General features: G+C 57.1%; 18 protein-coding genes. 3 read left to right on the top strand and 15 right to left on the bottom strand.

What is annotated here, in order from left to right; translation table 11 throughout:
* Window positions 1-2 precede the first annotated feature (2 nt).
* Entirely contained in the window at window positions 3-650 is a 648-nt protein-coding gene (locus tag NOR51B_RS09710; RefSeq protein ID WP_009020722.1) for a Crp/Fnr family transcriptional regulator, read from the bottom strand.
* A 144-nt stretch (window positions 651-794) separates the two neighbouring features.
* Here NOR51B_RS09710 and NOR51B_RS09705 point away from each other — a divergent pair, with 144 nt between their 5' ends.
* Genes NOR51B_RS09705 through NOR51B_RS09695 form a run of 3 tightly spaced genes read left to right on the top strand, consistent with a single transcriptional unit; the run spans window position 795 to window position 4,143 of the window.
* A complete protein-coding gene (locus tag NOR51B_RS09705; protein ID WP_009020889.1) occupies window positions 795-2,234 on the top strand; it encodes an adenylate/guanylate cyclase domain-containing protein in 1,440 nt (479 codons plus the stop codon).
* On the top strand, window positions 2,231-2,608 hold the full coding sequence (locus NOR51B_RS09700; protein ID WP_009020762.1) for a response regulator: 378 nt from the start codon (window positions 2,231-2,233) through the stop codon (window positions 2,606-2,608). The genes NOR51B_RS09705 and NOR51B_RS09700 overlap by 4 nt, the downstream gene beginning before the upstream one ends.
* Entirely contained in the window at window positions 2,605-4,143 is a 1,539-nt protein-coding gene (locus NOR51B_RS09695; protein ID WP_009020992.1) for a sensor histidine kinase, read from the top strand. Before NOR51B_RS09700 ends, NOR51B_RS09695 begins: the two co-directional genes overlap by 4 nt.
* Here the strand turns inward: NOR51B_RS09695 and NOR51B_RS09690 are convergent.
* From NOR51B_RS09690 to ffh, 14 genes are all read right to left on the bottom strand, one after another.
* Window positions 4,100-4,672, bottom strand: coding sequence for a hypothetical protein (locus NOR51B_RS09690; RefSeq protein WP_230198444.1), 573 nt, complete (start codon window positions 4,670-4,672; stop codon window positions 4,100-4,102). The two genes, NOR51B_RS09695 and NOR51B_RS09690, sit on opposite strands and share 44 nt — an antisense overlap.
* 67 nt (window positions 4,673-4,739) lie before the next feature.
* Window positions 4,740-6,230, bottom strand: coding sequence for a lysine--tRNA ligase (lysS, locus tag NOR51B_RS09685; RefSeq protein WP_009021395.1), 1,491 nt, complete (start codon window positions 6,228-6,230; stop codon window positions 4,740-4,742).
* Window positions 6,231-6,241: 11 nt separating this feature from the next.
* Window positions 6,242-7,340 (bottom strand): peptide chain release factor 2 gene (prfB, locus tag NOR51B_RS09680; RefSeq protein ID WP_154647654.1). Its coding sequence is split into 2 segments (ribosomal slippage): window positions 6,242-7,264 and window positions 7,266-7,340, totalling 1,098 coding nucleotides; the frame shifts between segments, so codons are not numbered across the junction.
* A gap of 81 nt (window positions 7,341-7,421) precedes the next feature.
* Window positions 7,422-9,149 carry a single-stranded-DNA-specific exonuclease RecJ gene (gene recJ / locus NOR51B_RS09675; protein WP_009019224.1) on the bottom strand — a complete coding sequence of 576 codons (1,728 nt, stop codon included), beginning with the start codon at window positions 9,147-9,149 and terminating at the stop codon, window positions 7,422-7,424.
* A complete protein-coding gene (gene thrC / locus NOR51B_RS09670) occupies window positions 9,149-10,546 on the bottom strand; it encodes a threonine synthase (RefSeq protein ID WP_040482513.1) in 1,398 nt (465 codons plus the stop codon). The genes recJ and thrC overlap by 1 nt, the downstream gene beginning before the upstream one ends.
* 2 nt (window positions 10,547-10,548) lie before the next feature.
* A complete protein-coding gene (locus NOR51B_RS09665) occupies window positions 10,549-11,871 on the bottom strand; it encodes a homoserine dehydrogenase (protein ID WP_050759454.1) in 1,323 nt (440 codons plus the stop codon).
* On the bottom strand, window positions 11,868-13,073 hold the full coding sequence (alaC, locus tag NOR51B_RS09660; RefSeq protein WP_009021562.1) for an alanine transaminase: 1,206 nt from the start codon (window positions 13,071-13,073) through the stop codon (window positions 11,868-11,870). Before alaC ends, NOR51B_RS09665 begins: the two co-directional genes overlap by 4 nt.
* 49 nt (window positions 13,074-13,122) lie before the next feature.
* The gene (locus NOR51B_RS09655; protein ID WP_009019990.1) at window positions 13,123-13,899 is read right to left on the bottom strand and encodes a thioredoxin fold domain-containing protein; all 777 of its coding nucleotides are present in this window, start codon (window positions 13,897-13,899) and stop codon (window positions 13,123-13,125) included.
* A gap of 32 nt (window positions 13,900-13,931) precedes the next feature.
* Window positions 13,932-14,831, bottom strand: a complete 900-nt coding sequence (gene xerD / locus NOR51B_RS09650; RefSeq protein WP_009021477.1) for a site-specific tyrosine recombinase XerD — start codon at window positions 14,829-14,831, stop codon at window positions 13,932-13,934.
* 146 nt (window positions 14,832-14,977) lie between these two features.
* Window positions 14,978-15,328 carry a 50S ribosomal protein L19 gene (gene rplS, locus NOR51B_RS09645; protein WP_040481995.1) on the bottom strand — a complete coding sequence of 117 codons (351 nt, stop codon included), beginning with the start codon at window positions 15,326-15,328 and terminating at the stop codon, window positions 14,978-14,980.
* A gap of 123 nt (window positions 15,329-15,451) precedes the next feature.
* Entirely contained in the window at window positions 15,452-16,198 is a 747-nt protein-coding gene (trmD, locus tag NOR51B_RS09640; RefSeq protein WP_009021322.1) for a tRNA (guanosine(37)-N1)-methyltransferase TrmD, read from the bottom strand.
* Window positions 16,199-16,215: 17 nt separating this feature from the next.
* Window positions 16,216-16,767, bottom strand: a complete 552-nt coding sequence (gene rimM / locus NOR51B_RS09635; protein ID WP_009021357.1) for a ribosome maturation factor RimM — start codon at window positions 16,765-16,767, stop codon at window positions 16,216-16,218.
* A 23-nt stretch (window positions 16,768-16,790) separates the two neighbouring features.
* Entirely contained in the window at window positions 16,791-17,045 is a 255-nt protein-coding gene (gene rpsP / locus NOR51B_RS09630; protein WP_040481994.1) for a 30S ribosomal protein S16, read from the bottom strand.
* A 115-nt stretch (window positions 17,046-17,160) separates the two neighbouring features.
* A complete protein-coding gene (gene ffh / locus NOR51B_RS09625) occupies window positions 17,161-18,549 on the bottom strand; it encodes a signal recognition particle protein (RefSeq protein WP_009021534.1) in 1,389 nt (462 codons plus the stop codon).
* Window positions 18,550-18,582 lie beyond the last annotated feature (33 nt).

Here is an 18,582-nt window from a genome sequence, read left to right as displayed (position 1 = left end):
ACTCAGTATTTGGCGGGCAGACGCGTATTGATGATGATGTGGCGCCCTTCGAAGCGAATATATTCGCCAATCGTCAGATCCTTGAGAATCCGGGCTACCATCTCCCGTGACGCGCCAACACGATCGGCGATATCCTGCTGAGTGAGCTTCTCCGGGATAAACAGAGTCCCATCCCCGCGCTCCTCGGAAAGGTCCATAAGCACGTTGGCCACGCGACCGTACACATCCTGTAAAGCGAGACTCTTAACGTCAGCGGTAAGCTTGCGCACGCGGCTGGCCAGATTGCTGATCATCTGCCGCGCGATATTGGGGTGATCATCGAGTACCTGGTTGAAGTCATCTTTCATAACCACCCGGAATTCACTCTTTTCAACGGTGCGCACCGAGGCAGAGCGCGTTGAGTCATCGAGGAGCGCCAGCTCACCGAAGTAATCACCCGCACCCAGGGTATTCATTATGAATTCCTTGCCATTCTTGTCGCTGCAATACACCTTGACCCGGCCGGATTCGATAACAAACAGCGAGTCCGCCGGATCGTTCTCATGGATCACCACAGTATTCTTCGGAAATGCGCGCGAGGTGCTGCTGGCTTCCATAGCCTTTAACTCCTCTTCCGAAAGTCCGTGAAATATTTCCACTTGATCCAGCATGCGGTTTGTGTCCTAAAGCGCGTCAATTCGATGCGATACTAACGCAAACCTCGCGACTCGCCTATCCCTCGCGCCAAGTTTGCGACGCTGAATTGCATCAATGGGGTAGGTATACTCAATTGAGGTGGCGTGGAGAGACCGGAATTGGAGCAAGTATCAGAAACACCTGTTGTTTGGGCGCAGAAAGTGCTGGATGCCGTGGGCCCGTTACGCCAGGCCGCTGCGCGCCGCTCGATAGCGGTGAGCGATCATACCCGTCAGGACATCGATTCGCTGCTCGATGCCGGCGATCGTCTCAATGAGCTGATGAGCGGCGACTCAAGCTCAAAGAACCATGACCTGCTCAATGTTATAGGCGCCATCCGTGGCTACGCAGAAATGCTCAACGAGGAATCGGCTGATTTACACCCGGGTATCACGACCACCCTACCCGCGATCCTCTCTGTGGTCCGCTCGACGGTAGTCGCCGGAGCCAGCAACACAGCCAAGCCCCCATCAGCCGATCCCACCGATGCCGGGGTAATCCTCGCGGTAGACGATATGCCGGAAAATCGCGAACTAATCTCGCGCTTGCTGCACCGATCAGGCCACACCGTGATCACGGCCGAATCCGGCGAGGAGGCCCTGGAGCTTCTGGGGACTATGGCGGTAGACGTGGTACTGCTGGACCTCATGATGCCCGGGATTGGTGGCGCCGAGGTGCTGCGCAGATTAAAGGATGACCCGGAACTGCGGGCCACCCCGGTAGTGATGATCAGTGGCCGACAAGATATGCAGCAAATTATCGGCTGCATCCAGGCGGGGGCCGATGACTACCTGCTAAAGCCCTTTAACCCGGTGGTCCTTCAGGCCAGAATTTCAGCGGGTATCGAGCGCAAGCGCTGGCATGACCGTGAACAGCAATACCGGCGCCAGCTTGAGCGAAACGAGGCGTTTATTCGCGCGACCTTCGGGCGCTACCTGTCCGACCAGATCGTTGATGAGATCCTCGAGAGTCCGGAGGGGCTCGAGCTCGGTGGTGACCTGCGCGAAGTGACCATTATGATGTCGGATATACGCGGCTTTACCACCCTGAGTGAGCATCTACCCCCGCAGAAGGTCGTTCAGTTGCTCAATCGCTATCTCGGTCGCATGACGGAGATTATTATTGAGCACGACGGCACCATCGACGAATTTCTGGGCGATGCGGTACTGGCGGTTTTTGGAGCGCCGCGCCATGCCGATGACGATGCAGAGCGAGCGGTCAAATGCGCGATCGCCATGCAAGCTGCCATGGAAGAGGTCAACCAGCAAAATAGTGCCGATGGCCTGCCCGAGCTCGATATGGCACTGGCGCTGAATACCGGTACGGTTGTCGCGGGTAACATAGGATCCGAACGACGCGCCAAATATGGCTTTGTCGGGCACGCCATGAATGTGACATCACGAATCGAAGACGCCACCGGCCGCAAAGAGATACTGATCTCTGAGAGTACCCTGGAGAAACTTCCGGATCATTACGAACTCGGAGACCGCCGGTCGTTATCGGTTAAAGGTATCGAGGAGAGCGTGGTGGTTTACCAACTGCTGGGAGCATCACTTTGAGCCAATCCGCGAACAACAGCATTCTTTTGGTTGAAGACAATGAAGTGAACCGCGATATGTTGGTCAGGCGCCTCACCCGTGCTGGGCATACGGTGATCTGCGCTGGTGACGGCGCGCAGGCCCTGGATCGCATGCGCGATGAGCAGCCGGCGCTGGTTTTAATGGATATCAATTTGCCGGTTATGGATGGCTGTACCGCAAGCCGGGAAGCCCGCGCCGATGATGCCATTGCCCACATTCCCATCATCGCGCTGACGGCCCACGCCATGGCGTCGGATCGCGAGCAGGCGCTGGCGGCCGGCTGCAATGACTACGCTACCAAGCCCATCGATTTTCCCCAGCTGCTCGCCAAGATAGCGGAATTGATGCCGTGAGGCGGCTGAGGCCAGCGCTCAGTCTCCGCGCGCGCCTATACCTGTTCTCAGCGGCCATACTGGTACTTTTTGCCACCAACGTCGCCACCTATGTCTGGGGTAGCTCCGCTCGGTCTGAGAGCCTGGTTGCCTATCGCGACGCCGTTACAGCGGCACAATTGACTGCCGATCTTGAGCAGAGCTTTCAGGATCAGCGACAGCGGGTCCTGGTGTTGGCGACGCTGCGGGAAACCACTGAAGCACCATTGGCCAGCAGCGAGCGGAACTCGGCACTGGACGAGCTGGAAAGCATCAATTCGAAGCTTCGTCGGCTGGGAAACCTCGGCGGCCAGGGTACCGAGGACTACTATCTGCGCCTTCAAAACAGCGCTGACGCCCTGTTACAGCAGTGGCGAGATTTTTACGAAAACTACAACAGCGGTAGTGATGCCAATATCAGCGGGGCGAAAAACTATAACGATGCCCAGCAACGGCTCCAGGAACTCGACCAACGGCACGCTTTTCTGGCGGTCCAGCGCTCGAACGCCATCGACAACACCATCACTATCACCGACCGCATCACCGTTATCGGCTTTGTCAGTTCGATTGTGATCACCATGTTGCTGGTGGTGGGGTTGATACGCTCCGCGAATGCCTCACTCACTCGGCTCAAGACAGGCGTGCGCCGCTTTGGCGAGGGAGACCTGACGCATCGCATCAACGAAACGCGGGATGCGGGAGAAATACGGGACCTGGCGCGAACCTTCAATGACATGTCGGCCAAACTACAGCGCGCTATTGAAGAGGTTCACGACGCCAAAGCCGATGCCGATGCCGCAAACGCGGCAAAAAGTATGTTCCTGGCCAACGTCAGCCACGAACTGAGAACCCCACTCAACGCGATCATCGGCTACAGCGAAATGCTGCAGGATGAATTAAGCGATGGACAACAGCTCGATCAGGATCAGTTTCACCATGATCTTGGCACCATCATATTTTCTGGTCGACAACTACTCTCTCTAATCAACGACATCCTCGACCTCTCAAAGATGGAAACCGGGAAGATGACGGTATCTCTGGAGACGGTCGATCCCGCCGCATTGATTTATCAGATCTGCGACGCACTGTCTCCGCTTATCACCCAGAAAAATAACACGCTGACGCTGTCGATTGCAGACGACCTGCCCGAAATGGAGTCCGATCCCGCGAAGCTACAGCAGATTGTCACCAACCTGTTTTCCAACGCCTGCAAATTCACCGAGGACGGTGTTATCGAGGTCATTGCGCGCATTGAGAAAAACAGCTTGCTCATCGCCGTCAAAGACAACGGAATTGGGATTGCCGAAGCGCAACAGGCCAATGTCTTTGAGGCCTTTGAGCAGGCAGAAAGCAGCACCGGTTCAAAGTACGGGGGTACCGGGCTGGGCCTCGCCATTGTGCGTGAATTCTGCCGCATGTTGGGCGGGGATATTACGCTGGAAAGCACCCCCGGAAAGGGATCTACCTTTACGGCTACCCTTCCTCTTGACCAAGAGTCAGTTCGCGCAGCCGGTTGAGCGCCTCTTCACGCTTTTTCAAGTCCTTAGCCAGAACATCGTTGAGCGTGTCGAGCGCCTTGATTTGACCTTCCAGTGTCTGCACCGCCGCCAACGCCAACATCATCACCTCGGCGCGCTGGTCCAAGCCCTCCGCCACCAATGCATCCGAATGGGTTGCGCTTAACAGAGCCACAAAGGCGAGTCCCACGTCCGCCTCACGAACCGTTTGCGAGATGGCCTCGTCGCGGTGTCGGTTAAAGTACTTCTCGGCTTGCAGATAATCACCCGCTGCCAGGGCGCGCACGCCTCGATCAAAATAGTTCTCTGCCGCTTCAAGGCCTTTCTCACGACAGGCACAGGACTCAGGTTGCGCGGATTCGACCTCGGGAACCGGCAAGTTAAGCGTAATTTCGGTCGCTTCGACGGGCTCAGGCGTTGGGTCGGGAGAGCTGGTGGCGCAAGCGGACAATGCAACAAGCGCTGACGATAGAGCTACGGTGCGCAGGGGAGCAAAAGCGAACACGGCACGTCCTTGGTAATTTGTCACAAGAATAGCACCAGTGCCGCTTTGTGCCAACGCGAACCGCGAGGGCTTTGCATGTTTTAAAAAATGGTCACTCGGGACGCATATGGGGAAACAGTAAAACGTCCCTGATGGACGGTGAGTCGGTCAGCAACATCACCAGACGATCAATACCGATACCTTCACCGGCGGTCGGTGGCATACCGTACTCGAGCGCACGAACATAGTCATGATCGTAGTGCATGGCCTCCTCGTCTCCCGCCTCTTTTTCTGCTACTTGTGCGCGGAATCGCTCCGCCTGATCCTCGGCGTCATTGAGCTCACTGAATCCATTGGCAATCTCTCTACCGCCAACAAAAAATTCAAAACGATCGGTTACAAAAGGGTCGTCGTCATTGCGGCGCGCCAGCGGTGACACCTCGGTAGGGTAGGCGGTGATAAAGGTGGGCTGCTGCAAGCGATGCTCGGCCGTTGCTTCAAATATTTCGATCTGTACCTTGCCCAAACCCCAGCTCGGCTTGAGGGCAATACCCAGATCACTGGCGAGGCGCCTCGCAGCATCGGGATCCGCAACTGCCTCGAGGCTGATATCGGGATTGAAATGCAATATCGCCTCCACCACGGTCATGCGGGCAAAGGGTTTACCAAAGTCAAACTGCTCCTCGCCATAGGTGACACATGTGTCACCCAGTACGGATTGGGTCAACTCCCGCAGCAGCTGCTCGGTCATGTCCATGGCATCGCGGTAATCCGCATACGCCCAATAATATTCCAGCATGGTGAATTCGGGGTTATGCCTTGTCGATAGCCCCTCATTGCGGAAGTTACGGTTGACTTCATAGACCTTTTCAAAGCCGCCGACCGTGAGTCGTTTCAGGTAAAGCTCCGGTGCGATACGGAGGTACATATCCATATCGAGGGCATTGTGATGCGTCACAAAGGGCTTCGCCGCGGCTCCACCGGGTATCGGATGCATCATGGGGGTCTCGACCTCCATAAAACCGCGGTCGTTGAGAAACCTCCGGATAAAATTAATGGTCTCTGAGCGCACACGGAAGATATCCCGAACCTCGGGATTGGCAATCAGATCGACGTAGCGCTGGCGATAACGCAGTTCCTGATCAGCAAGACCGTGGTATTTATCGGGCAGCGGACGCAGCGCCTTGGTTAGCAAGCCTGCGGTCTCCATGTTGATGTACAGGTCTCCCTTGCCGCTCTTGTGCAGGGGCCCCTCGGCACAAACAATATCCCCGAGATCCCACGCTTTAATCTCCGCAAGGGTTTCCTCGCTCAGGCCTTTGCGATTCACATAGAGTTGAATCGTATCGCCACCCTCCTCGATCAGGAGAAACGCGCCGCGGTTCCGGATCAGACGCCCCGCAACCTTGAAGGAGCGGTTCGCCGACTCCAGCGCTTCTTTGGTCTCTTCAGAAAACTCAGCCTGCAAATCACCCGCGTGAGCCGTGCGGCGGAAGTCATTGGGAAAGGGGTTTCGCTTTTCACGGATCGCGGCGAGTTTGCTGCGCCGCTCCGCAATCAACTTGTTCTCATCGACTGGCGCCTGTTTTTCCTGGTCGTTCATCTCGTTATTCCTCACAAACCCTGCTTCAGCGAAGCCTCAATAAACTGATCCAGGTCACCATCGAGAACCGCCTGGGTGTTATGCGTTTCCACACCGGTACGCAAGTCCTTGATTCTGGAGTCATCGAGCACATAAGAGCGGATCTGACTACCCCAGCCAATATCGGCTTTACTGTCTTCCATCGCCTGCGCCTCGGCGTTGCGTTTTTGGATCTCGAGCTCATACAGTTTTGCCCGTAATTGTTTCATCGCACGATCCCTGTTCTGGTGCTGAGAGCGCTCGGTTTGGCAACTGGCCACTACATTGGTAGGGACGTGGGTAATACGCACTGCAGAGTCCGTGGTATTCACGTGCTGGCCACCGGCGCCACTGGATCGGTAGGTGTCGACACGCAGATCGGCGGGGTTGATTTCAATATCGATATTGTCATCGACTTCCGGTGATACGAAGACTGACGCAAAGGAGGTATGTCGCCGGTTACCACTATCGAACGGCGACTTGCGCACCAATCGGTGAACACCCGTCTCGGTTCGAATCCAACCAAAGGGGTACTCCCCTTCGAACTGAATAGTCGCACTCTTTATGCCCGCAACATCGCCAGCAGAGACTTCTACCAAGGTCGTTTTAAAGCCGCGACTCTCACCCCATCGCAGATACATACGCAGCAGCATCTCTGCCCAATCCTGCGCCTCGGTTCCACCCGAACCCGCCTGGATGTCAAGAAAGGCATTGGCATCGTCCATTTCGCCCGAGAACATGCGCCTGAACTCCAGAGCCTCCAACGCCTGCATGAGGTTGGCCATATCATCGGTCACCGCCTGAACGGTTTCCTCATCATCCTCGCTGGCCGCCATTTGCAGCAGATCTTCCGCGTCACCGTGGCCGGCGTCGAGAGTTTCTATCGTGGTAACAATATTTTCCAGGGAGGCTCTTTCTCGGCCAAGCGCCTGGGCACGCTCGGCATCTTCCCAAACCGACGGTTCGGCCAGTTCCAGCTCGACTTCAGCTAAGCGATCTTTTTTCTCGGCATAGTCAAAGATACCCCCTAAGAACGTCGGTGCGCTCCCGGATGTCCTTGAGTTGCAGCAGCAATGGGTTAATTTCCAACATCGTGATGGCTATTCCTGTGAATGGGGCGCAGAGTCTACTGGACTGTCAGGGTGGTAGCCAGCCGAGTCGGCAACGCGGCACTCAGTGCAAAGGCCATAGCTCGCTGATCACCAGCTGGGGCGATCGATCGCCGCGATATTGATTAATTCCCAACCGGTACAGGGCTTGTATCGAGTTTGTCGCTGGATTTGGCCAGATACCGAGATCAACGTTAAACGCTATTGCGTCGAGTGCAGCGCCACCGCTCTCAAGACGCAGCTTGAGGTGTTTTTCACCCACCAGCCGTTGCTCTACAACCGTGAATTGACCATCAAAGGTGGGCTCGGGAAACCCCTGCCCCCACGGTCCGGCTGCGGCCAGCATCTCCGCATTTTCGAGGCAAAACTCTGGACTGGATAATGCCCCGTCAGATATGAACTCGGCGGCGGGCGCCTGATGTCCGAGCATCTCCGCGACCACGTGATCGAAGGCCCGCCGGAAATCCTCCAGTCGATTCGTGGCAAGGCTGAGCCCAGCCGCCATGGCATGACCGCCAAAGCGAGTCACCAGACCCGGGTTTTGGGTTGCCACGCGATCCAGCGCATCACGAATGTGCAACGACGGCAGTGAGCGACCGGAGCCCTTTAGCTCACCCTCTCCCGCGTCAGCGAAGACGATCGTGGGGCGGTGATAACGCTCACGTATCCGCGACGCCAGTATGCCCACCACGCCCTGATGCCAGGCGGGATCATAAAGTGAAAGCGCAAAGGGGAGTCCGGTCTCGTTGAGTTCAAAATGAGAGAGTTGATCGAGCGCTTCATCCTGCATGTTCTGCTCGATATCCCTGCGCTCCCGATTCAGGTCATGCAAACGCTGCGCCAGCGGTCGCGCGGACGCCGTGGAGGTCGCCAGCAGGCACTCAATACCCACCGACATATCCTCGAGGCGCCCCGCCGCATTGAGTCTGGGGCCGGCAACGAAGCCCAGATCAACACTCGTGGCTTGTCGGTAATCCCTGCCCGCCACTTCAAATAGTGCCTCGATGCCCGGCCGGCCCCGACCGCCGCGGATGCGTTTGAGTCCGGCATCGACGAGTATGCGGTTGTTGTGGTCGAGTGGCACCACATCCGCTACGGTGCCCAGCGCCACCAGATCGAGCGCATTACCCAGATTTGGAGCATCCCTGCCGATAAGCTCAAACCACCCGCGCTGACGCAATTCGGCACGGAGCGCAGTGAGCACATAAAACATAACACCCACGCCGGCCAGGGATTTACTGGGAAACGTGCATCGGGGCTGGTTCGGATTGACGATCACATCGGCGGGGGGCAAGGTATCACCTGGCAGGTGATGATCCGTAACCAGCACACTGATACCGGCGCTTTGAGCCGCCATGACGCCATCGTGGCTGGCGATGCCATTATCGACCGTGATGATCAGGTCCGGCGCTCGCTCCGCCGCGATGGCGACAATTTCCGGCGTGAGACCGTATCCATATTCAAAGCGATTGGGAACCAGGTAACTGACTTCCTGCAGGCCCATCTCCCTGAGTACGCTGACGGCCAGACAACAGCTGGTGGCGCCATCGGCATCGAAATCACCGACCACCACGACCCGAGCTTCGCCCTCGATGGCATCAGCGAGCAGCATTGCAGCCTCATCTGCCCGATGGAGCTGACCAGGCGGCAAAAGCCGACCCAGCGTCAGATCGAGCGCTTGCGTATCGGAAATACCCCTGGCGGCATAGATTCTTTGCAGCAATGGCGACAGGCCCGATGATGCGAGGGCCGACGTTATCCGGGCGGGGCGCTGCTTGATTTCAGGTGGCATCAGGCGCTGCAGTGTTCCGCCATAAAGGTTTGCACTGTGGACAACTGGTTCTCGAGCACCGTATATCGCTCTTCACGCTCAAACAAATCCGCCAGGTGCGCAGGTAGCTCGGGGGAGCTCAATACGCCGGCCGCGCTGATCGCGTCGGGGAACTTGGCGGGGTGCGCGGTCGCCAGCGTTACCATCGGGTTGCCGTCGCCCAGTGCGCAGGCCCCCGCCGCTGCAACACCGATTGCGCTGTGCGGATCCAGCAGATACCCGCAGTCACTCCAGACCCGGGCAATTGTCTGGCACGTGAGCGCATCAGATACTCGGTGGCTGGCAAAAAGCCCGCGGGCCTCAGCCATGGCGGAGGCGTCCAGTTCGATTTCACCGCTGGCGAAGGTATCCATCAGTTGGGCTATCACCGACCCGTCACGGTGGTACATATCAAACATCAGCCGCTCAAAGTTGGAAGAGACCGTAATATCCATACTCGGCGACAAGGACTTCTCAAGTGGCAGGCGGCGGTAGGTGCCGGTTTCAAGCACCTGGTGGAGTACATCATTCCGGTTGGTGGCAATGACGAGCCGATCAATCGGCAAGCCCATTTGCCGCGCCAGGTAACCGGCAAAAATATCGCCGAAATTCCCCGTGGGTACCGAGAAATTAACCGGGCGGTCAGGACCACCGAGCGCCAGCGCTGAGTAAAAGTAATAGACGATCTGGGCCATGATGCGCGCCCAGTTGATCGAGTTGACCGCCACCAGGGATCGCCCGTCAGGCAAAAAGTCAGGTGCGACAAAACTCGACTTGACCATCGCCTGACAGTCATCAAAGTTACCCTGAAGCGCGATGTTATGGATGTTATCCCCAGCGACCGTGGTCATTTGTCGGCGCTGAACGTCGGACACCGCATCGTGCGGATGGAGGATAAAAATATCAATATTTTTACAGCGCCGACAGCCCTCAATCGCGGCGGAACCGGTATCCCCCGAGGTCGCGCCCATAATGACGATCTTCTGCTGCCGTCGCTCGAGCATGTAATCCAGTAGTCTACCCAGCAGCTGCAGTGCAAAATCTTTAAACGCCAATGTAGGCCCGTGGAAAAGCTCCAGAACCCATTGGTTGGTATCCAGTTGCTGCAGAGGTGCCACCGCACTGTGACGAAAATCACGGTAGGTATCCGCAAGAATGGTCTTCAAGTCCTCTCGCGGAATACTCCCTTCAACAAACGGCTGCAGGATCTCCAGGGCAAGACTGGGGTAATCGAGCTCCCGCCAGGAGCGTATCTGCTCGAGGCTAAACTCTGGCAACTGATCCGGGACGTAAAGCCCGCCGTCTGCCGCCAGCCCGGTGAGGAGCACCTGCTCGAAATCCAGCGAGGGCGCCGCACCACGCGTACTCACATAGCGGATGGTCACGACCCGTGCTCCTCAAAATCCTCGACTCGCAATGCGACAATATCACCCTGAATGGCATCGAGCGCGGTAATGCTCAGCACTGCATTTTGCATGGCGCCGCCCGCCGCTGCATCGGTCAGAATAATAATGGGTACGTGAGTTTCCCCACGCTCCGGAGCTTTCTGTATCAACGACTCGATGCTAATACCCTCCTCGCCCAGCAGTTGGGTAATCTCTGCCATAACCCCTGCCTTGTCGCTGGCAATAATCCGCAGGTACCAGGGCGTAGTGACCGCCTCTCTGGGTAGCAGTTCGCGCGCCTGGAGTTTGGCCAGCGGAACACCCAGCGCAGGAATGGCGCAATTCTGACCCGCACCCAGCGAGCGGGCGAGATCGATAAGATCGGCGCACACAGCGGAAGCGGTAGGTCCGGCACCCGCACCGGCCCCGGTCATCAATACCTCCCCCACCGCGTCACCCTCGAGCTGTACGGCGTTGAGAACGCCATCGATCGAGGCAATCGATTTTTGCTCGGGAATCAGGGTGGGATGCACACGCAAGTCAATTTTCTCACCGGCGATCCGTGCGATACCCAGATGCTTAATGCGATAACCCAGCTCCTGGGCGTACTCAAGATCATCCGCACCCACTCTGTCGATACCCTCTTTAAAGGGAGCGTCAATCGCCAAAGGAATGCCGAAAGCAATCGATGCGAGTATCACCAGTTTTTGTGCGGCATCAGTGCCATCGATATCGAAGGTCGGATCGGCTTCAGCATAGCCGAGCGCCTGTGCCTCCTTCAGGACCTCATCAAAGGACCGACCGGCAGACGCCATTTCGCTGAGAATGTAATTTCCCGTGCCATTAATAATGCCGGTGATGCCCTCAATCTGGTTGCCCGCCAATCCTTCACGCAGCGTTTTCACAATGGGAATACCACCGGCGACCGCCGCTTCGAATCGCAGGGCGAGCCCCTTGCTCTCCGCGAGTGCAAATAGCGCGTTGCCGTGCTCAGCGATAAGCGCCTTGTTGGCCGTGATAACGTGCTTGCCCTGATGCAGCGCGCGCTCCACAAGCTCTTTCGCCGCGGTAGTGCCTCCAATTAGCTCAATAACAATATCCACTTCCGGGTCATCGACGACCTGAAAAATATCGCGGCTCACCCGATACGGTGAGATATCACAAACCGGGTTGTCGCGACGCGCGCCTATATGAACCAGCCGCAGGTCGGCGTCGGCCCGATCGCGCAACAGCGCCGACTGACGATTGATAATATTGACCAGGCCGCTGGCAACAGTACCCAGCCCACAAATCCCCACATTGACTGACCGCGTACTCACTGCTTCTCCCCACTCTTTCCAATGCCATATGACCGCAGCATCCGCTTGATACCCCGAATTGCCTGACGAGTACGATGCTCATTCTCAATCAAACCAAAACGCACAAAACCCTCACCATAATCGCCAAAACCCACACCTGGCGATACCGCGACACCCGCCTCAGACAACAAGCGTTTACTGAATTCTACCGATCCCAGATGACGCAGCGGCTCGGGTATTTCCGCCCAGACAAACATGGTCGCTTTCGGGGGCGTTATCGGCCAACCCGCCTCATTAAGCCCACTGCAGAGCACATCTCTGCGTCGACGGTAGCGCTCACAAATCTCGGTAACGCATTGCTGGTCTCCCTCAAGAGCTGCAATCGCGGCTACCTGCACCGGGGTAAAGACCCCATAATCGAGATAGGATTTTATTCGGGTGAGCGCGGCAATGAGAGCCGGGTTACCACAGCAAAAACCCACCCTCCAACCCGGCATATTGTAACTTTTTGAAAGGGTGTAGAACTCCACGGCAATGTCGCGGGCGCCCTCAACCTGGAGAATACTCGGCGCCTGATAACCGTCGAAGCAGAGGTCCGCATAAGCGAGATCATGCACCACCCAAATACCCTGCTCCCGGGCAACCCTGATGACCTTCTCGAAAAAATCTAACTCCACGCAGTGGCCGGTCGGGTTGGACGGAAAATTCAGAACCAGCATTTTGGGTTTGGGGAACGAGTTCCTGATTGCTGCCTCAAGTTCGTCGAAAAAAGTCGCCTCGTCGGTCATCGGCACATGACGTAGGTCAGCACCGGAAATGACGAAGCCATAGGGGTGTATGGGATACGACGGATTGGGCACCAGTATCGCGTCACCAGGACTGGTAGTTGCCAGCGCCAAATGCGCCAGACCCTCTTTTGACCCCAGCGTAACAATCGCCTCGGCCTCGGGATCCAGCGTTACGTCGTAGCGACGTTGGTACCAATCACAAATCGCCTTGCGAAGACGCGGAATCCCTTTTGACTGTGAATAGCGGTGGGTATCGCCACGGCCCACTGTTTCACACAGCTTGTCGACAATATGCTGTGGCGTAGGCTGATCCGGATTGCCCATACCAAAATCGATAATATCTTCGCCGCGCGCCCGGGCCGCGGTTTTCAGCTCACCAATAATGTTGAACACATACGGCGGCAACCGATCTATACGCTGGAAGTGCTCGTTCACCTGCTGTTGAACTCCTGGGGACGGTGTATTGTGGATGTGTCGAACGGCGCTACAGGCCCAGCATGAGCGCTATATCGGCGGCAGGCTTGTAACCGGGGATCAGCTCGCCATCACTGGTGACTATCGCCGGTGTACCTCGGACGCCCATTTCGACCCCCAGCTGGTATTGCTCTGCAATGGGAGCATCGGCACAGGTTTTCTCAGGCCGCGTTTCCCCGCTCTTGAGGGCGGTTAGCGTCGCGCGACGGTCGGAAGAACACCAGGCAGTCTCCAGCTGTCGTGCACCATCAGAATCCAGTCCGGCTCTGGGGTAAGCCAGGTAACGCACTTCGATACCGTTATCGTTCAATGCCGAAACCTCCTGATGCAGTTTTTGACAGTAGAAGCAGGTGGTATCCGTAAACACCGTAATATAGGCGCGGCGCTCACCCTTGGCAGGGAACACAATCATATCCTCAGGACTGATGGCGTCGACGAGTCGCTTCCGATCCTCCGAGCGGGATTTCTCCGAGAGGTTAACCAGGCCGTTGCCGCCCAGTGACCAGAGATCACCTACCACGAAATGATCACCGTCCTCGGTGGCATAGAGCACGGGGCCATTCTCCAGAGTTACCTTCACCAGACCAGAAGCCGGGGTTTCCTCAATCGCCGTGACCTTCATCTCCACACCGGAGTCACGAGTCAGCGCCTGTTCGATCTGGTCTTTGAGAGCAGACAGGTCCGCGGCGTGTGCCACGCTGCCAAAAACCAGGAACATAAACGCCATCGCGGCTCGATGGCTTGGTGAAAACAACCGTTTAGCGAGGCGTATCGTTGTGCAAATCATAGTGAATTCCGTTGTCGCGAAAACAAAGCGGCTTAGCCGCGCGGATGGTGCTGGGCATGCAACTGTTGCATGCGGTGCCGCGCAACATGCGTGTAAATCTGAGTGGTAGTCAAATCACTGTGTCCAAGAAGCATTTGCACAACTCGCAAGTCAGCGCCATGGTTGATCAAATGCGTGGCAAAGGCGTGTCGTAATGTGTGCGGCGAAAGGTGGGCTTCAATACCCGCCCTCTTGGCGTGCAGTTTAATACGATACCAGAAGGTCTGGCGAGTCATCTGCCCCCCTCGATTGGATGGAAAAAGGACCTCGCTCATTCGCTCCTTCAACAAAACCTGCCGGGGCCCCGCCAGAAATTGCTGAACCCAACTCAATGCCTCCTCACCAATCGGTATAAGCCGCTCCTTATCGCCTTTCCCCACTACCCTGACAACACCCTGATTAAGACTGAGTTGGCTGACCTGAAGTCCCGTGAGTTCAGTCACTCGCAAGCCACAGGCATACAATAATTCCAGCATCGTCCGATCACGAAAATCGATGGGGTCCTCCACGTTTGGCGCCGCCAGTAAACGTTCGACATCAGCCTCCGAAATCGATTTCGGCAGCGACCGGCCCAAACGCGGACTGTCAATGAACTGTGTGGGATCACGATCGATCCGGTTTTCGCGGAGGTGGTAACGATAAAATCCACGAAGCGTCGATAGAAACCGGGCCGCCGATCGATTGGAATGCCCGCTTTTCAGGCGGCTCGCCAAAAATCCCTGCAGCGCACCGGCATCGGCCGCTTTGAGCGAGGCTATTCCCCGCTCGTCAAGAAAGTCGGCAAACTGGCGCAAATCGCGACGATACGCCGCCAGTGTATTGGCGCTCAGACCACGCTCGATCCACAGCGCGTCAATGAATTGATCAATCTCCATGCTGTAACCGTCACTCATGGGGACTCAACACGGCCCGAAAAGACCATCGCTCTGACGCGGCTATAAATGCAAAAACCGCCATTGCATCGACAACGGCGGTTTTCGCTATTACAGCGCATGGAGAGGTATCCGGCGGGCGCGACCACCTCCCGGCAGATTCAGCGCTACAGCTTTTCCTTGATGCGGGCGGCCTTACCGCTGAGCTCGCGAAGATAGTAGAGCTTGGCCTGACGCACATCGCCGCGACGCTTGACCTGGATTTCCTCCAACAGGGGACTGTAGGTCTGGAAGGTTCGCTCAACACCCACCCCGTGAGAGATCTTACGCAGCGTAAACGCCGAGTTAAGGCCTCGGTTTCGTTTGCCAATGCACACGCCCTCAAACGCCTGAAGTCGCTCCCGGTTGCCTTCCTTGACGCGAACCTGGCAAACCACAGTATCGCCAGGGGCAAACTCCGGGATCTCTTTTGTCATCTGCTCGGCGTTGATCTCAGAAATAATCTTGTTGGTGCTCATGACACTCTCCATAAACCTGCGCTTTCAACGCAATGGCGACTCGCGTCGCGGTTAACCCTGCAGCTTTCACCCTACGGCGTCGGCTTGCCTACTATTCTCAATTCACTGACCGGTCGCCTTCGCCTACCAGTCCCTGTTGCCACTGTCCCATTGTCTCAGGATTTCCAGATCCTCGTCACTGTGAGAATGCCTCACAAACAGGTCTGGACGGCGCTCTCTCGTCCGCAACAGCGCCTGAAGACGTCGCCACCGTGCAATGCGACGGTGATCGCCGCTCAGCAGCACTGCGGGCACCGCATGCCCGTCATACATCTCTGGACGGGTATAATGCGGGAAATCCAGCAGTCCCTCGGCAAACGAATCTTCCGCCGCCGAGTCCGCATGACCCAACACACCCGGCAGAAGCCGCACAACGGCGTCCATTAACACCATTGCCGGAAGTTCGCCACCACTGACGACAAAGTCGCCAATGGACACCTCCCGATCGACCGAGCGTTCTATAAACCGCTCGTCCATGCCTTCGTAGCGACCGGCCACCAGCACCAGTCCCGGACCGCCGGCTAACTCCCTCGCGAGGGCATCACTCAACACCTCTCCCTGGGGAGACAACGCCACCACCGGCGCTGCTTCGCCAACCAAATGCTTCGCCTGCTCCAGCGCCGCATCCAGCACCGGCGCCTGCATCACCATCCCAGGACCGCCGCCATAAGGTCGGTCGTCGATAGTGGCGTGGCGATCCAACGCAAACTGTCGGGGATTGTGCACCGTCAGCTCGCAGCGCTTGTCAGCAAATGCCCGCCCAACCACTCCCCAGTTCGTCAGCGCCGTAAACATCTCTGGAAAAACAGAGATAACGCTCATGCGAAACATCTTAACGAGCGTCCGGTCTACGCATCGAGAAACCAGTCGACCCAAATTTCACGGCGCTCAAGGTCGACCTCTTTTACAACCTCATCGAACAGCAACGGTATCAGACGCTCGCTATCGTCAATACTTCCCGCGGTAGGCGCCACAACCAACACATCGTTGGCACCGGTTTCCAGCAAATAGGCTACGCGCCCAACACAAACAGCGTCACCGCTACCCTCGCGGCACCACACCGCAAGACCTTGCAACTGATGCCAGTAATATTCTCCGTCCGCCGGATCGGGTAATCCTTCCCGCGGGACGGTAATCTCATAACGCCGAAGCGCCTCAGCACTGTCCCGATCGTCGATCCCGACGATGTGAGCGACCGTGCCTCTACCCTGTTTGCGGACGCTGTCGATGACGACGGGTCGCGACGTTCCCTGACCGCCCGGCTCCTTCGCCGGGGGGCTAATTTCCAACTGCTCAAGCTGCGCCAGGGTGTCCGGGTCTTCAACAAAGAGCCGAAGTTTTACCCAGCCCTTGATACCATAAACGCCAGCAATGCTGGCAACGGTGAGCCGATCTAGCATACGCCCACCTCAGATGAGCTACCTCAAGCGGCAGCAACGGCCTCGGGCTCTTTGAGCAACGCCTGTACGCGCGGCGACACTTTCGCGCCCTTGGCTACCCAGCTTTCGATGGCCTCGCGATCCAATCGAAGGCGCTCTTCCTGACCACGAGCAATGGGGTTAAAAAAGCCCACACGCTCGATAAAGCGGCCATCGCGGGATTTCCGACGGTCAGACACGGTAACGTGGTAAAAAGGCCGTTTCTTGGCGCCGCTTCGTGATAGACGAATAACTACCATGTTATTGATTCCTCAGTAATTTTTTGTCCGATCGTTGGGCAGCTGCCCACCAGCCGGAATTGCAAGGGGGCGGATGGTACAGCAAAGATGCGGCTATGAAAAGGTGGCAAAACCGTTACATTTTCGGGGGAAATCCACCCGGAGGAAGCCCACCGCCCCCCGGCGGCATCATCCCCCCCAGGCCGCGCATCATCTTCTTCATCCCGCCGCCCTTCATCTTTTTCATCATCTTCTGCATTTGCTTGTGCTGCTTGAGCAAGCGGTTGAGGTCCTGAACCTGGGTTCCCGATCCGTTGGTGATCCGACGTTTGCGGGAACCGACGATGAGGTCCGGCTTGCGGCGCTCTACCGGCGTCATGGAGTTGATCATGGCTTCCATACGGTCGAACTGCTTGGTATCGAGCTTCTGCTCGGCCATCTGGGCCATACCACCCATACCCGGCATTTTGTCCAGCATGCTGCCGATGCCACCCATATTGCGCATCTGATGAAGCTGGTCGCGGAAATCCTCGAGGTCAAAACGACCCCCTTTTTGCACCTTGTTCGCCAGCCGCTGCGCTTTCTTCTTGTCAACCGTGCGCTCCGCTTCCTCGATCAGGGAGAGCATGTCTCCCATACCGAGAATCCGCGATGCGAGTCGGTCCGGGTGGAAGGGGTCCAGCGCTTCCGTCTTCTCGCCGACACCCAGAAATTTAATAGGCTTTCCGGTAATCGCACGCACTGAAAGCGCCGCTCCGCCTCGAGTATCCGCGTCCACCTTGGTCAGGATGACCCCGGTCAGCGGCAATGCGGCGCCGAAGGCGTTTGCGGTATTGGCGGCGTCCTGCCCGGTCATGGCATCGACCACAAATAAGGTTTCGATGGGATTAATCGCACTATGCAACGCCTTGATCTCGCTCATCATGGCTTCGTCGATGGCCAGACGGCCCGCCGTGTCCACGAGAAGTACGTCGCTGAACTGGATTTTCGCCTGCGCCAGCGCGCGCTGAACGATCGCCACCGGTTGCTCGTGCTCCTCGGACGGCTCAAATCGGGCGCCGACCTCGTTCGCCAGGGTTTCGAGCTGTTTTATCGCGGCGGGTCGATACACGTCAGCACTGACCACCGTCACTTTTTTCTTTTCGCGCTCAATGAGATGCCGGGCCAGCTTGGCGACCGAGGTGGTCTTACCCGCACCCTGGAGCCCGGCCACCATGACCACAGCCGGAGGCTGGGTATTGAGATTGAGGCTCTCATTGGTTGACCCCATGGTCGCCTCAAGCTCGCTCTGCACCACTTTCAGGAACGCCTGCCCCGGCGTCAGGCTCTGCGCAACTTCAGCCCCGACGGCTCGCTGCTTCACCGCTTCGGTAAATTCTTTCACCACCGATAGCGCGACGTCTGCCTCAAGCAGTGCCATACGCACTTCCCGGAGCGTATCCCGGATATTATCTTCCGTAAGGCGCGATTTTCCCGCCATCGCCTTCAAGCTGGCAGAAAGCCGCTGACTCAATCCTTCAAACATGAAACCTCTACCTGTCAGAGAAGTGATCACAAA

The sequence above is a fragment of the Luminiphilus syltensis NOR5-1B genome (assembly GCF_000158175.1).
Classification (GTDB): domain Bacteria; phylum Pseudomonadota; class Gammaproteobacteria; order Pseudomonadales; family Halieaceae; genus Luminiphilus; species Luminiphilus syltensis.
This window is presented reverse-complemented; position numbering and strand designations above follow the sequence as displayed.

What these genes read in the sequence shown, in the direction of transcription:
- NOR51B_RS09710 (WP_009020722.1), bottom strand. Translation starts at nt 650, where the DNA reads ATGCTGGATCAAGTGGAAATATTTCACGGACTTTCGGAAGAGGAGTTA.
- lysS (WP_009021395.1), bottom strand. Translation starts at nt 6,230, where the DNA reads ATGAACGACCAGGAAAAACAGGCGCCAGTCGATGAGAACAAGTTGATT.
- recJ (WP_009019224.1), bottom strand. Translation starts at nt 9,149, where the DNA reads ATGCCACCTGAAATCAAGCAGCGCCCCGCCCGGATAACGTCGGCCCTC.
- NOR51B_RS09655 (WP_009019990.1), bottom strand. Translation starts at nt 13,899, where the DNA reads ATGATTTGCACAACGATACGCCTCGCTAAACGGTTGTTTTCACCAAGC.
- xerD (WP_009021477.1), bottom strand. Translation starts at nt 14,831, where the DNA reads ATGAGTGACGGTTACAGCATGGAGATTGATCAATTCATTGACGCGCTG.
- rplS (WP_040481995.1), bottom strand. Translation starts at nt 15,328, where the DNA reads ATGAGCACCAACAAGATTATTTCTGAGATCAACGCCGAGCAGATGACA.
- trmD (WP_009021322.1), bottom strand. Translation starts at nt 16,198, where the DNA reads ATGTTTCGCATGAGCGTTATCTCTGTTTTTCCAGAGATGTTTACGGCG.
- rimM (WP_009021357.1), bottom strand. Translation starts at nt 16,767, where the DNA reads ATGCTAGATCGGCTCACCGTTGCCAGCATTGCTGGCGTTTATGGTATC.
- rpsP (WP_040481994.1), bottom strand. Translation starts at nt 17,045, where the DNA reads ATGGTAGTTATTCGTCTATCACGAAGCGGCGCCAAGAAACGGCCTTTT.
- ffh (WP_009021534.1), bottom strand. Translation starts at nt 18,549, where the DNA reads ATGTTTGAAGGATTGAGTCAGCGGCTTTCTGCCAGCTTGAAGGCGATG.